The sequence below is a fragment of the uncultured Prevotella sp. genome (genome assembly GCF_946407605.1).
Taxonomy (GTDB): Bacteria; Bacteroidota; Bacteroidia; order Bacteroidales; family Bacteroidaceae; genus Prevotella.
Genome location: NZ_CAMJOS010000021.1, coordinates 1 through 14838 on the forward strand (window position 1 = coordinate 1; position 14838 = coordinate 14838).

Sequence of the window (14838 nt, forward strand, 5' to 3'; positions counted from 1 at the left end):
CTGAGACCATGAGTCAGAAGATCTGTAAGGTCATGGATATGGCCATGAAGATGGGCGCTCCTGTCATCGGCATCAACGACTCTGGTGGTGCCCGTATTCAGGAAGGTATCAATGCATTGGCCGGTTATGCTGAGATTTTTGAGCGTAACATCCTTGCATCAGGTGTCATTCCTCAGATTTCTGGTATCTTCGGTCCTTGCGCTGGTGGTGCCGTTTACTCTCCCGCCCTCACCGACTTCACACTGATGATGGAAGGCACAAGTTATATGTTCCTCACTGGTCCTAAGGTGGTAAAGACCGTTACGGGCGAGGATATCGACCAGGAGCATCTGGGTGGTGCCAGTGTTCACGCTACCAAGTCTGGTGTGACTCACTTCACCGCCAAGACAGAAGAGGAAGGCATTCAGATGCTGAAGACCCTCCTGTCATATATTCCTTCTAACAATATGGAGGTGGCTCCTCGTAAGAAGTGCGAAGATCCCATCAACCGCATGGAGGACTCTCTGAACGAGATCATTCCTGAGAATCCCAACGAGGCATACGATATGTACAAGGTCATCGCAGCTATCACCGATAACGGCGAGTTCTTCGAGGTACAGCCTAAGTTCGCTAAGAATATTATTGTGGGCTTTGCTAGGTTTAATGGTCAGAGCGTAGGTATCGTAGCTAACCAGCCCTCATGCTACGCCGGCGTACTCGACGTAAATGCGTCTCGTAAGGGTGCCCGTTTCGTTCGTTTCTGCGACGCCTTCAATATTCCTATCGTATCACTGGTTGACGTTCCAGGATTCCTGCCTGGTACAGGTCAGGAGTACAATGCCGTTATCCTGCACGGAGCTCAGCTGCTCTACGCTTACGGCGAGGCTACTGTACCCAAGATTACTGTTACTCTGCGTAAGTCGTACGGTGGTTCACACATCGTTATGGGCTCTAAGCAGCTGCATACCGACCTTAACTACGCATGGCCATCAGCCGAGATCGCCGTTATGGGTGCATCGGGTGCTGCTGCCGTACTGTACGCTAAGGAAGCTAAGGCTAAGAAAGAGGCTGGCGAGGACGTTAAGGCATTCATCGCTGAGAAGGAGGACGAGTACAACGAGCTCTTCGCTAATCCTTATCAGGCTGCCAAGTATGGCTACATCGATGATGTTATCGAGCCACGCAACACTCGTTTCCGCATCTGTCGCGGTCTGGCTCAGCTCGCCACCAAGCGTGATGCTCTGCCCGCCAAGAAACACGGAAACATCCCCATGTAATTGACAATTGATAATAGATAATTGACAATTGATAATTATGAATAACAAAGAAGTTTATGCTGCCATCGCTATGGCTCTGCATGAGCATCTGGGAAATAATGTCCATGACGTGGAGCCGGGCATCATCACGATTGCCCAGCACCCCACGCAATGGAATGGCTATGCCCAGACAATGACAGCACACCCCTAATTATTGAAATACAAAATGAAAGAATATAAGTATACGATTAACGGGACGAAATACGAAGTAGCCGTAGGCAATATTGAAGATAATATCGTAACCGTCACCGTCAATGGCGAGGCTTATCAAGTAGAATTAGAGAAGGAGCCAGAACCTGAGAAGAAGAAGCCCGTTCTCGGCAAGCCTGCAGCCGCCACAGAATCATCTGCATCAGAGTCTTCTGCCTCTGCCGCAAACATTAACAAGAACAATGCTATCAAAGCGCCATTACCTGGTGTTATCACAGACATCAAAGTAGCAGTTGGCGATGAGGTTCAGGTTGGCGACACTGTTGTAGTGCTCGAAGCCATGAAGATGGCCAACAACCTTCAGGCTGAGAAAGCCGGAAAGGTAACAGCCATCTGTGTAAAGATTGGCGAGAGTGTCATGGAAGACGATGCACTCGTAGTCATCGAGTAATATACCTATAATATATAATAAGGTAAGGCAGGTTTCACATAGAAAGTGAAACCTGCTTATTTTTCATAGAAAAAGTAATACCAATAAGAATCGCGATAACGGTCATACACTCTATATTTCCTTTCTGACGGCACAGGATATTCTGCTTCCAATTGTTTCATATTATCCCAATCCTCGTCAATGACAGCGTTCTGATAGACAATAGCAGGATTCGTGCGGAGATGACGGTATAGCACTAAAGCCTCCTGATAATGACGAGGCAAAGGCAATGAATCTGATACTTCATAATAATGTGGCAATAAGTCCACGAAAGCATCAAGACGACGGTCAATAAGACAGCCGCACAGCCTGTAGTCTGCCACAGCCGATGTTGCCAAAGAGTCTCGTTCTAAGGCCTTATAATACACTTCATTCTCACAAGTCCGTGATGGGATAGCCCCCAGATGTTTCCATATACTATCAGCCGACAATATCTGAAGAGACAAATGCATGGGCAGCATATCCTCACTCGTTCCAACAACAGGATAAGAGAAAAGTTTCTCGCCCAATTGTCCCTTTTTTGAGAGGGCATATATTCTCAGCATGGTCAGTCGTTTATTGGTCTCCAAAGACTTACTTCCCACACGAAGAGCTTCATCCACATCATTTTTCATCAGGGCCATCTCTGCTCGAGCACTATAATGGAATACAGCATTCGTATTACCAATCAACGCCACAAGAAGCATCATCACCGCCATCTGAAGCATATTAACCCAGACCCGTTTCGAGAATATCCCCAAGGGCATCTTATCATCGTTTTCATAAGGCGACATACGTCGGGCAAGCCAAACAAGTCCTCCCCAAACGGCAAGTGCAAGTGGAGCACCCCAACACCAAGCCCCCAAGGAATAATGCTCGTCAATATCGGTATTGACATCAGATATAAATGCCAGCAGGAGCATCGACGGCAGGTAAGTCAAGGCATGAGTACGACGTGAAAGACCAGTAAAAGCCGCCACAGCCAATTGCAGCACACAGAGAACTCCCGTAATAATAAAAGCACCGGCAGTGCGGTTATAATGAGTTACCCCTTTACTCAATGTATGCTGTGCGATGGCAATCACATCAGCTTGGAACTCATATAACCAAAGGAAGGTGAAAATGATAAAACAAACGGCACACACCACCTTCGTGGTGATGGTGCCGTTCTTTTTATAGGGATTGTGATACTTCATCAATTCTTCTTAAGAACAACAGCCGAACGGGCCGGTATATACAGTTTTAACCACTCCTTATGATCTTTGACATAAAGAGGATCGAAGTTGGTGAAGTGCGTCACGCTATCATCAGCGAATCCGAAGCCACCGAAATCCTTCGAGTCGGTATTGAGCACTACATCATAAGACCCCGTAGGCACCAGGAATCCATAGTCAGTATACGACTGCGTCGGTGAGAAATTAAAGACAAAGAGCAGATCGCCACGCATAAATGCGAGAACCTGATCACCATCATTATGCCAGATTTCCACCACAGGCTTATCCTGGAAATTACGCACCGTCTTTATCACATTGATCATCTCACGATCAAAATCGCCCAACCAATGATAACAGAGATCCTTGTTGTCAACCAAGCTCCACTGACGACGAGCATACTTATAACTCCAGCCGTTTCCATCACGTGGGAAGTCAATCCACTCTGGATGTCCGAACTCATTACCCATGAAGTTCAGATAACCGCCGTTGATGGCACCCAGTGTCACCAGACGAATCATCTTGTGGAGAGCAATGCCTCGCTCAACCACACCATTGATATCTTTCTTGGCGAAATGCCAGTACATATCAGCATCTATCAGTCGGAAGATAATGGTCTTATCACCCACCAAAGCCTGGTCATGACTCTCGCAATAGCTGATGGTTTTCTCGTCAGGACGACGGTTCTTAACCTCCCAGAAGATACTGCTGGGCTTCCAGTTCTCATCAGACTGTTCCTTGATGGTCTTGATCCAATAGTCAGGAATATTCATGGCCATACGGTAATCGAAGCCATATCCTCCATCCTCGAACTTGGCAGCAAGGCCCGGCATACCACTTACCTCCTCAGCAATGGTGATAGCATTAGGATTAACCTCATGAATCAGTTTATTGGCAAGCGTCAAATAACAGATGGCGTTATCATCTTCATGACCATTGAAATAGTCACCATAACCACAGAAAGCTTCTCCTAATCCATGACTATAATACAGCATAGAGGTCACGCCGTCGAAACGGAAGCCATCAAACTGGAATTCCTCCAACCAGTAACGACAGTTGGAGAGCAGGAAATGCATCACCTCGTCCTTACCATAGTCGAAACAAAGAGAATCCCATGCCGGATGCTCATGGCGATCTCCCGGATAGAAGAACTGGTTAGGATCACCACAAAGATTACCCAAGCCTTCCACCTCATTCTTTACTGCATGGCTGTGTACGATATCCATAATGACAGCCACACCATTTTTGTGGGCTTCATCAATCAGCTGCTTCAGTTCCTCAGGTGTTCCAAAACGACTACTGGGGGCAAAGAACGAAGAAACATGATAGCCAAACGATCCATAGTAGGGATGTTCCTGAATGGCCATCACCTGAATACAGTTATAGCCATCCTTGATAACACGTGGCAGCACGTTCTCCCTGAACTCATTATAAGTACCCACCTTCTCGGCATCCTGTCCCATACCAACATGGCACTCATAGATGAGCAGCGGGTTCTTCTTGGGCTTGAAGTTCTTTTTCTTAAAGTCATATTTCTTAGCAGGGTCCCACACCTGAGCAGAGAATATTTTCGTATTCTCATCTTGCACCACGCGACGGCACCAAGCTGGGATACGCTCGCCTTCTCCTCCTTCCCATTTCACTTTCATTTTGTAAAGCTGTCCATGTTTCAGGTCGCGCTCACGCAGTTTCAATTCCCAGTTTCCAGTACCGGCAATACGCTTACACTTATATTTCTCATCTTCTTTCCAGTCATTGAAATCACCAATGAGATAGATTTCTGTTGCATTAGGAGCCCACTCACGGAATACCCATCCTCTCAACTGCTTGTGAAGACCAAAATACAAATGACCTGAGGCGAAGTCTTTCAAAGAGGTTTTGCCATTACGTGTCAACTGATTCAGTTTCCATACGGCATGATCATGACGACCACGAATGGCATCCTCAAAGGGTTCCAACCATGAATCATTCTGAACGAGCCCTATATGCTTCGGCTGTTCTACAGCTTTTTTCTCGGATTTTTTTGTTGTTGCCATAGTCTTTTATGCTTTAACCTTGAATATTGCTTTTCTAATCTCAGGTGCCATTGTGATACAGGGTGCATGTCCGTCTTGTGGGAAGAAGATGGCAAACATCCCAGGCTGACAATCAATAAAGCTCTCTGCCATCAGTCCGGGATACATGGCCACATCCTTCTCTGCATTGTATTCTTCTTCCGGCAAGTTGCAGAGTGGTGTGTATCCGTATGTCTCCGGTCCATCAAGCGGCATCTGAATATCAATCATCTTGACATGGGTTTCTACCTCGGCCTCATCAGGTGCCTTCCCCTTAGCCGTTGTCAGGTTCAGGAAAAGATCTTTACCTTTGATTGGATATTTACCGTCTTCCATTACATTGAGGTCATTCTTCTTCAAGAACTCCACCACATCGGCAAACAGCGGATTAATGCCCTGATATTTGCCTAAATTGTCCAGTGTGTCGATAATCATAATGTATGATGTTTAAGTTACTGTTTGTCAACCTTACGGTAGCCCTGGCTATATGTGCCTTGAGCTACGATATTACCGTTACGGTCTTTCTCCACGAAAGCGCCGTCACGTTTTCCTTCAGCATAACTGCCTTCAAAACGTTTGCCGTCCTTATCTTCTTCTATGGCCTTGCCATTTCTGACACCGTTCTTATACATAGCCTTGAACTTCGACCCATCAGCCAGATGTCCGATACACTCACCTTCTGGCTGTCCGTCCTTGAACTCTCCTTCCACGACGTCTCCGGCTTTCGTCGTCAGTTTACCATGTCCATTGGGCTTATCAGTTTTCCATTGTCCCGTATAGGAATTACCATTAACCCACACCACAGTACCCTGTCCGTATTTATCACCATCCAGGAACTGCCCATTATAGCGGTCACCATTGGCAAACTTGAAGATACCTGTGCCAGAGCGTTTACCATTTACATAATCACCTTCATAGATATCACCATTCTGGAAGCGGTAGATGCCTTTTCCATGCTGCACATCATTTTGCCATTGGCCAACATACACATCACCGTCAGCATACTTATAGATGCCTTTTCCGTTTCGCATGTTGTCCTTCCACTCACCATCGTATGTCGAGCCATCAGCCCAGTCATAGAAACCTCGGCCATTTTTCTTGTCGTCCTTCCACTGTCCTTTATAGTATGCACCACTGGCAAACATGTACTTTCCTTCTCCTTCGCGCTTATCCTCAAGCCAATTTCCGCTATAGATATCGCCGTTAAAATAGTACATCACGCCAAAGCCCTGTTGGTAATCTTTAAACCAAAGGCCCACATACTTATTATTATTCTGGAAGTAGAACGTACCCTGACCGTGCTGGTGGTCTTGCAGCCACTGACCTTCATACTTCTCACCATCAGTAAAAGTATAGATTCCGTAACCTTCACGTTTTCCTTTCACGTATTCACCTTCATAAAGATTACCGTTCTTCCAAACCGTTTTTCCTTTTCCGTGAGGCTTTCCGCCAGCCATTTCTCCGTTATAGTCACCTCCGTCTTTCGTCATACATGATCCCAAAGTAATCTTCTGAGCCTGAACAGACGATGACAAAGTCAGAAAAGTCAAAGATAGAATATATGTAGTCAATTTCATGTTTCAACAGAGTTTTAACCCTACAAAGATACAAAAAAATGCCCATACAGACAAGAAAATGCCGTTTTTAGAATTAAGAATTAAGAATTATTTGTATCTTTGCCGAAAAATTCATAGATAATTAAGGACATGAAGTTTATTGGAATCATTCCGGCACGCTATGCCTCAACCCGTTTTCCCGGCAAGCCATTGGCCATGCTTGGTGGAAAGCCAGTTATTCAAAGAGTATATGAACAAGTTATCAGCGTGCTTGGCGAAGCCTATGTAGCTACTGACGACGAACGTATCTTCAATGTTGTGGAATCGTTTGGCGGCAAGGCAGTGATGACACGCACAGACCATCAGAGCGGAACAGACCGTATAGAGGAAGCTGTCAGCAAATTGCAGACTGATGCTGATGTCATTATCAATGTTCAGGGCGATGAGCCTTTTATCCAGAAGGCACAATTAGAGACTCTCAAACATCTCTTCGACGACCCTCTGGTACAAATCGGCACCTTAGGTAAGCCTTTTGAGAGCATAGAAGGTGTAGACAACCCCAACTCTCCCAAGATTGTGTGTGACATCAACGGCTATGCCATGTACTTCAGTCGCAGCGTTATACCTTATATAAGGAATAAGGAGCATGACGATTGGCTGAAACACTTCCCGTTCTTAAAGCATATCGGTCTCTATGCTTACCGTCGTGAAGTATTGGCAGAGATAACGCAACTGCCCCAGAGCCCTCTTGAATTAGCAGAGAGTCTGGAGCAGTTACGATGGTTGCAAAATGGCTACCGCATCAAAGTAGGCGTAACCAATATCGAAACAGTTGGCATCGATACGCCTGAGGACCTCCAGCGAGCAGAGAAGTTCTTAAAAGGATTTGAAAATTGAAAGTTGAAAATTGAAAATTATCCTCTTCGCATCTCTTCCAATAGTTGACGCTGACGAGGGCTTAACGAAGCGGGAAGGGTCACATTAAACGTGATTATCAGGTCCGTTCCGTTTTGGCCCTTGCCACGGAGTCTCACCTTGGTGCCAGGCTGGGTTTCTGGCTTCACTTTCAACTTTAGCTTCCTGCCATCAGGAACGGCCACAATTATGTCGCCGCCTAATAGAGCAGTATACATATCTATATTTACACTGGCTTGTGTATCTTGGGTACCATAGGCCCCATTAGCCGTATGAGCCCCAAAGCCCCCACCCCGACGACCTGCCGATGCACCACCAAACAGGTTTTCGAAGAAAGAACTGAATCCGCCGTCTCCGCCACCAGTGAAAGAAGAGAAATCGAAGCCATCGAACGGCGATCCACCACGACCATTACCCGCTGAGAATCCGCCAAAGCCACCTCCAGCGCCACCGGCACCAAAGGCATCGGCTTGCTTCCATTGCTCGCCATACTGATCGTACTTCTTTCGTTTTTCTGGATCTCCAATCACGTCATACGCCTCATTCAACGCCTGGAACTTCGCCTTTGCTTTCGGGTCGTCAGGATGCAAGTCTGGATGAAACTGCTTAGCCCTTTTAATATAGGCCTTTTTCACATCTTTCTGAGGGATGTTCTTATCAACCCCTAGAATCTTATAATAGTCAATGAATGCCATAATTCACACCTCCTTTTTTCTTACCTGACAGCAAAAAATATGCCAAGACTCAGAAATAGCACCTTATAGCAACGACATAAGAAAAAATCATCATTTTTGCTCAATTATTTCCGTATATGACTTCGAATTAGTATCTTTGCATGCAAAATACAACCATCATGAAAAAGAAGATATTGGCACTAGGCATTGCATTGCTAAGCCTGACGACAACGACGACTATGGCACAGACCAAGACTATCAACCTGCGCATCATTGAGACCAGTGATGTTCACGGTTGTTTTTTTCCTTATAATTTCGTAGAACGAAAGCCTTTACAAGGCACATTGGTTTGCGTCAACACTTATGTCAACAAACTCCGCCATCAGTATGGCGACAACGTCCTGCTCATTGACAATGGTGATATCCTTCAAGGACAGCCAACCTGTTATTGGACGAACTATGTTGCCAAGGACGAAGAAAACATTGCCGCAAAAGTCATCAACTACATGAAATACGATGCCGAGACTATTGGCAACCACGATGTGGAGACAGGGCATGCCGTTTACGACAAATGGGCAAAGGAATTAAACTGCCCGTTGTTAGGAGCCAATGTCATTGACAAAAAGACAGGCAAGCCCTACCTGAAGCCCTATACCCTATTAGTTCGCGATGGTGTCAAGATAGCCATCATCGGCATGCTGACACCCACTATCCCCTGTTGGCTGAACGAGTCGCTATATGCCGGTCTGGATTTTCAAGACATGGTTGCATGTGCCAAGAAGTGGGTACCTTATGTCCGTGAGGTTGAAAAGGCCGACATAGTCATTGGTCTTTTTCACAGCGGCAAGGATGGAGGTCTTGTTCTTAACGGCCTTGAGGAAGATGCCTCTGCCCGAGTAGCCAAGGAGGTGCCTGGCTTTGACATCATCTTTTATGGGCACGACCACACCGTTCACAACGAATGGATTACAAACAATGCCGGCCAAAAGGTTCTGACACTCGACCCATCTTGTAATGCCATCAATGTGGCAGACGCTCAGATCACACTGACTTACCAGAACGGCAAGCTGACACATAAGAATATCAAGGGCGATATAGTTGATATCAGACGTGAGCCCGAAGATTTACAGATGACAGCCTATTTCCAGTCTGACATCGACTGCATCAAACAATATGTAGAACGTCGCATTGGACGTTTTGAAAATGGCGTCACCACTCGTGACTGCTTCTTTGGCAACTCCGCCTTCACAGACTTCATCCATAGTCTGCAGCTCAAGATCTCCGGTGCTGATATCTCTTTCAATGCGCCCTTGGCCCTAGACAGTAAGATTGATGCCGGCGACATCACCGTAGCCGACATGTTCAAGCTCTACCGTTTCGAGAACCAGCTCTATGTCCTTAACATGACAGGCCGTGAGATTCGTGGCCATCTGGAGGAAAGCTACAGCCGATGGGTGAACACCATGAAGACTGCCGACGACCACCTCCTGTTGCTCAATGAAAACACCAAAGGCGACCAACAGCGCCTGGGCTTCCTCAACTACTCCTTTAATTTCGACTCCGCCGCTGGCATCGACTACACCGTTGATGTCACCAAGCCCAACGGACAAAAAGTCAGCATCACCAAGCTCTCTAACGGAGAACCTTTCAAGGAAGACAAAACCTATAAAGTCGTCATGAATAGCTATCGCGGTAATGGCGGAGGCGACCTGCTCATCAAGGGTGCAGGCATACATAAAGAACAGATAAACGAACGTATCATCTACCAGTCGCCACTCGACCTGCGCCACTACCTGATGGAAGAGATTGAACGCCAAGGCACCGTCAGTCCCAAAGCTGGCAACAACTGGAAGTTCGTTCCTGAAGAGTGGACCATACCTGCTGCCAAACGTGACCGCAAGCTATTATTTGAGAAATGAGAATTGAGAAATGAAAAAGTATTATTTTGTATTTTGCAAGGACGACCTCATGCTGGAACGCACTGGCGAGGACACCTATACCATACCACTCCAGGAAGAACCACCTACCGAGATAAAGCCCTGGACCACCATCCTCAATATTACACCTCTTAATAATATTGAGGTGAAAGCCTACAGCATAGACGCCCCCCCTATCAGCAGCCCCAACTCTTCACTTTCATCTTCCAACTATCAACTCTACGAGATGTGTCCACTACGGCAGAGCTACTACAAGTTACCCTACCCGCTATATTTGAAGGCAGGAAAATGTGCAGAGCTCCTCTACTGGGACCGTAATACCAAGTTCTGTGGTGTGTGTGGCGGTCAGATGCATTTCCATACCGACATAAGCAAACGCTGCGAGATGTGCGGCAAAGAAGTATGGCCCCAACTGGCCACTGCCGTCATCGTACTGATTCGTCGGGGCGATGAGATTCTGCTGGCCCGAGGTCGTAATTTCCGTAGTGACTTCTATGGTCTTATTGCAGGTTTCGTCGAGACTGGCGAGACACTGGAAGAAGCCGTAAAACGCGAGGTCATGGAAGAAACGGGACTCACGATAAAAAACATCCGCTACTTCGACTCACAGCCCTGGCCCTACCCCAGCGGACTGATGGTTGGCTTCATCGCCGATTATGAAAGCGGTGATATTCATGTGCAACGTGAGGAGCTACTAAAAGCAGGCTGGTTCAATCGAACCAACCTGCCTAAACTTCCAGAAAAGCTGAGTATCGCCCGCCGTCTTATTGACCACTGGCTAGGCGAAGACTGACACTTCCGTGCTTTACGTCTCTTTACTTGCCTATGCAGTGATACTCGAAGCCATTTTCCTCAAGCTCTTCAATATCAAATATGTTACGACCGTCGATAACTAGCGGCTTGTGCATAGCTTTCTTGATAACGCCCCAAGTAGGCAAACGGAATTCCTTCCACTCGGTGAGCAGCAACAGGGCATCGGCATCGAGCACGGCATCATACATATCGCGGCAGTAAACCACCTTATCACCAATACGACGTTTACACTCATCCATGGCAATGGGGTCATAAGCACGGATGGTGCATCCTGCTTCTAAGAGTTTCTCTATCATTACCAACGCTGTAGACTCACGCATATCGTCAGTCTCCGGCTTAAACGAGAGACCCCACATGGCGATAGTCTTACCTTTCAGACCCTCAGCCCCATAGGCCTTCTGCAGTTTCTCAAACAAGACAGACTTCTGCTTCTCGTTGACACGCTCCACAGCTTTCAGTACCTCCATAGAATAGCCGTTCTGGTCGGCCGTCTTAATCAATGCCTTGACATCCTTGGGGAAGCACGAACCACCATAGCCGCAGCCGGCATAGAGGAACTTTCGTCCAATACGCGTATCGCTACCGATACCAGCACGCACCATGTTCACATCAGCCCCCACTCGTTCACAGAGGTTGGCAATGTCATTCATAAACGAGATACGAGTAGCCAGCATCGAGTTGGCGGCATATTTCGTCATTTCGGCCGAAGGAATATCCATGAAGATCACGCGGAAGTTATTGAGCAGGAAAGGCTTATAGAGCTTTGTCAAGGCTTTCTTTGCCTTCTCGCTCTCAACGCCCACCACCACGCGGTCAGGACTCATGAAGTCCTTGATGGCATTACCTTCCTTCAGGAATTCAGGGTTTGAAGCCACATCAAAAGGAATATCCACACCACGTTTCTTCAGTTCCTCCTCAATGGCATGACGCACCTTACGGGCCGTACCAACAGGCACTGTCGACTTGGTCACCACAACCAGATAGTGGTTCAGGTTCTCACCAATGGTCTTAGCCACCTGCAGCACATATTTCAAATCGGCACTACCATCCTCGTCTGGCGGTGTACCTACAGCAGAAAACACAATTTCCTGCTCATCAAGGATTGAAGCCAGGTCCGTCGTGAACTTCAGACGACCTGCCTTTACATTTTTGAGAACTAATTGATCGAGTCCAGGTTCGTAGATAGGTATTTCACCATTCTTCAGTCGCTCTATTTTCTGAGCGTCCACATCAACACAAGTTACGTTGACGCCCGTCTCTGCGAAACATGTTCCAGACACCAAGCCAACATAACCAGTTCCTACAATTGCAATATTCATACCTTATATAATTAAATAACTATTATTCAAAACACTCTGCTTCGCTAAGCAAAGGTTGCTTCAAGTCTTTTTCGCTGGTCAGCACCTCCCGAGGGTCTATCGGCCAGTCTATATTCAGAGCCGGATCGTTCCAACGAATGCCGGCCTCAGCCTGCGGCGCATAGACATTATCCACCTTATAAGTAAAGATGGCCTCTTCACTCAACACCAGGAAACCGTGGGCGAAGCCACGAGGGATGAAGAACTGACGTTTATTATCCTCGCTCAGCTCCACCATGACATGCTGTCCGAATGTGGGAGAACTCTTACGAATATCTACAGCCACATCCAACACCCGGCCTTTGATGACTCGCACCAGCTTAGCCTGCGACAGCTCACCTTTCTGATAATGCAAGCCACGAAGCACGCCACGTGACGACTTCGACTCATTGTCCTGGATGAAGTTCACCTGACCGATATGAGCATTAAACTCCTCTTGTTTCCATGCCTCAAAGAAATATCCTCGAGCATCATTAAACACCCGCGGCTCTATGATATACACACCTTCAATAGCTGTTTTCTTAAATTCCATAAATCACAATATTATATTTCAAGGTGCAAAGATACGAATAAGTGAGCGAAATGCAAAAGGAAAACTTGTTTTTCTTTTCATTTCCGAACGAAAGTAGCTTCGACCGAAGGTCAAAGTTCGTGCAAACTGAGCGAAAAACCAAAAGAAATCACATTTTCTTTTGTTTTTCCGAAGTGCAGCCTATCTTCGACCAAAGGTCAAAGATACGAAAGCAGCTTCGACCAAAGGTACTACTTAATAATCAGAATTAAGAATTTTGCAAGAATTATTTGCATTTTTTATTTGCCCGTCTCGAAAAAATACTGTACCTTTGCAGTCGTGATTGAATTAGAAAGACATATAGAAATTCTGTTGCTGAGCAACGACTGCGTCATCGTCCCCGAATTGGGAGGATTCATGGCGCATTATGTCGAAGCCCGCTATGACGTAGAGGACGGTACTTTCCTGCCACCTTTACGCACTTTGGGATTCAATCCACAACTCAAGATGAACGACTCCCTCTTGGTGCAGTCTTATATTGAGGCCTACGACATCAGCTATCCCGAAGCCCTGCGGCGTATTGAGGCTGAAGTAGCAGAGGTTCGTCAGCATCTTGATGCAAAGGGAGAATACGAGTTGAATGACATCGGCACCCTACGACTGAACGAAGAAGGCAACTTGATCTTCGAGCCCTGTGAGGCTGGCATACTGACCCCCACCCTCTATGGCCTGAGTTCCTTCGAGATGCAACCTCTGGCTATTGAGGAAGAACCAGAAACGCCACAGACAACCACTCTCGATACCGAGTCAGAAGACGATGGTGCCATCACCATTAAGATGTCATGGTTGCGTAATGTTGCTGCAGTAGCCGCTGCCGTTGTTGCCTTCCTGATGATTAGCGCACCTATTTCCAATAGTGACACAACTGACGTTCAGCAAAGTGCATTTATCCCCATCAGCACGCCACACGTCACCCACCATGCCGAGGAAGCCATCGTTATGGATACGACTGCACTACAACTTGCTACAAGCGACTTGAGTATAACTTCGGAGACCTCTGTTGAATCAAAAGAGATGACCACTCCAAAAGAAGTTTCTGCCACTCCGACCTATTGTATCGTTTTAGCCAGTCAGGTCAGCAGGAAGAACGCCACCAATTTCATCGACCTTCTCAAAGACCAGGGTTTCAACGATGCCCGCCTGATGGAAGGCAAGTTCCTACGTGTGGTCTATGGCAGTTATGCCTCAGATGAGGAAGCCCAGCAAAGTCTGAAGGACCTTCGTTCGCAGAGCCGTCAGTTCAGAGAGGCCTGGGTAATGAAGGTTAATCAGTAATTATTCAAACACCTTATTATAATGAAGCGAGTACGTTGTCCGAAATGCGATAACTACATCACGTTCGACGAGACGAAATATACGGCTGGCCAGTCATTGGTCTTTCAGTGTCCGGAATGCGGCAAGCAGTTCGGCATCCGCATTGGTGTTTCCAAACTTCGTGACACTCAGAAAGTTGAGAACAATGTTGAATCACCTGACGAGGAGGCACATTACGGTTTCATCACCGTCATCGAGAACGTGTTTCACTACAAGCAAGTCATCCCTTTGCGGATGGGTGATAATGTCATTGGCCGCTACCAGAAAGGCAACCCCATCAACACGCCCTTCGAGACTGTTGACCCCAGCGTGGACCTGAACCACTGCACCCTCAACATCAGTCGCGACAAGAAAGGCCGTCTGCGCTATACCCTTCGTGACAACAACAGCAATACTGGCACCTTTGTCGATAATGTGGAAATTCCGCCTCGAGAGCGGCGCATCATTGAAGATGGTACCCTTTTCACCATCGGTGCCACCAGTATCATACTGAAGACAAACGAAAACGAAGCATAAAAAAA

Annotated in this window: 15 protein-coding genes; 8 read left to right on the forward strand and 7 right to left on the reverse strand. The window is 46.9% G+C overall.

Annotated elements, in window-relative coordinates:
- From Q0R57_RS09615 to Q0R57_RS09625, 3 genes are all read left to right on the forward strand, one after another.
- Positions 1-1256: acyl-CoA carboxylase subunit beta (locus tag Q0R57_RS09615; RefSeq protein ID WP_294746666.1), on the forward strand; the 1256-nt coding region annotated here is incomplete at its 5' end.
- Between the two features lie 37 nt (positions 1257-1293).
- Positions 1294-1446: a hypothetical protein gene (locus Q0R57_RS09620; RefSeq protein ID WP_294746669.1), complete on the forward strand. Its 153-nt coding sequence runs from the start codon at positions 1294-1296 to the stop codon at positions 1444-1446.
- Between the two features lie 15 nt (positions 1447-1461).
- Positions 1462-1896, forward strand: a complete 435-nt coding sequence (locus Q0R57_RS09625) for a biotin/lipoyl-containing protein (RefSeq protein ID WP_294746672.1) — start codon at positions 1462-1464, stop codon at positions 1894-1896.
- Positions 1897-1952: 56 nt separating this feature from the next.
- Here the strand turns inward: Q0R57_RS09625 and Q0R57_RS09630 are convergent, their stop codons facing one another.
- The 4 genes from Q0R57_RS09630 to Q0R57_RS09645 are packed head-to-tail and all read right to left on the reverse strand — an operon-like array spanning position 1953 to position 6756.
- Entirely contained in the window at positions 1953-3110 is a 1158-nt protein-coding gene (locus tag Q0R57_RS09630; RefSeq protein ID WP_294746847.1) for a DUF6057 family protein, read from the reverse strand.
- Positions 3110-5161 carry an alpha amylase C-terminal domain-containing protein gene (locus Q0R57_RS09635; protein ID WP_294746675.1) on the reverse strand — a complete coding sequence of 684 codons (2052 nt, stop codon included), beginning with the start codon at positions 5159-5161 and terminating at the stop codon, positions 3110-3112. Before Q0R57_RS09635 ends, Q0R57_RS09630 begins: the two co-directional genes overlap by 1 nt.
- 6 nt (positions 5162-5167) lie before the next feature.
- Positions 5168-5614 carry a YhcH/YjgK/YiaL family protein gene (locus Q0R57_RS09640; RefSeq protein WP_294746678.1) on the reverse strand — a complete coding sequence of 149 codons (447 nt, stop codon included), beginning with the start codon at positions 5612-5614 and terminating at the stop codon, positions 5168-5170.
- Between the two features lie 17 nt (positions 5615-5631).
- Positions 5632-6756 (reverse strand): phosphatidylinositol-4-phosphate 5-kinase, encoded by a 1125-nt coding sequence (locus Q0R57_RS09645; protein WP_294746681.1) that lies wholly within the window; start codon positions 6754-6756, stop codon positions 5632-5634.
- A gap of 129 nt (positions 6757-6885) precedes the next feature.
- Between Q0R57_RS09645 and kdsB the strand changes: the two genes are divergently transcribed.
- Complete coding sequence (kdsB, locus tag Q0R57_RS09650; protein ID WP_294746684.1) at positions 6886-7632, forward strand: 3-deoxy-manno-octulosonate cytidylyltransferase; 747 nt, start codon at positions 6886-6888, stop codon at positions 7630-7632.
- 17 nt (positions 7633-7649) lie between these two features.
- Here kdsB and Q0R57_RS09655 read toward each other — a convergent pair whose 3' ends face one another.
- Positions 7650-8345: a DnaJ domain-containing protein gene (locus Q0R57_RS09655; RefSeq protein ID WP_294746687.1), complete on the reverse strand. Its 696-nt coding sequence runs from the start codon at positions 8343-8345 to the stop codon at positions 7650-7652.
- Between the two features lie 158 nt (positions 8346-8503).
- Between Q0R57_RS09655 and Q0R57_RS09660 the strand changes: the two genes are divergently transcribed.
- Both Q0R57_RS09660 and nudC read left to right on the forward strand, forming a co-directional pair.
- Complete coding sequence (locus Q0R57_RS09660) at positions 8504-10243, forward strand: bifunctional metallophosphatase/5'-nucleotidase (protein ID WP_294746689.1); 1740 nt, start codon at positions 8504-8506, stop codon at positions 10241-10243.
- Between the two features lie 10 nt (positions 10244-10253).
- A complete protein-coding gene (gene nudC, locus Q0R57_RS09665; RefSeq protein WP_294746693.1) occupies positions 10254-11054 on the forward strand; it encodes an NAD(+) diphosphatase in 801 nt (266 codons plus the stop codon).
- 22 nt (positions 11055-11076) lie between these two features.
- On the opposite strand, the gene Q0R57_RS09670 is transcribed toward nudC, so the two are convergent.
- Both Q0R57_RS09670 and rfbC read right to left on the reverse strand, forming a co-directional pair.
- Entirely contained in the window at positions 11077-12393 is a 1317-nt protein-coding gene (locus Q0R57_RS09670) for a UDP-glucose/GDP-mannose dehydrogenase family protein (RefSeq protein WP_294746697.1), read from the reverse strand.
- A gap of 22 nt (positions 12394-12415) precedes the next feature.
- Entirely contained in the window at positions 12416-12964 is a 549-nt protein-coding gene (gene rfbC, locus Q0R57_RS09675) for a dTDP-4-dehydrorhamnose 3,5-epimerase (RefSeq protein WP_294746700.1), read from the reverse strand.
- Between the two features lie 318 nt (positions 12965-13282).
- On the opposite strand from rfbC, the gene Q0R57_RS09680 reads away from it, so the two are divergent.
- Entirely contained in the window at positions 13283-14278 is a 996-nt protein-coding gene (locus tag Q0R57_RS09680; protein ID WP_294746703.1) for an SPOR domain-containing protein, read from the forward strand.
- 21 nt (positions 14279-14299) lie between these two features.
- Positions 14300-14833, forward strand: coding sequence for an FHA domain-containing protein (locus Q0R57_RS09685; RefSeq protein WP_294746706.1), 534 nt, complete (start codon positions 14300-14302; stop codon positions 14831-14833).
- Positions 14834-14838 lie beyond the last annotated feature (5 nt).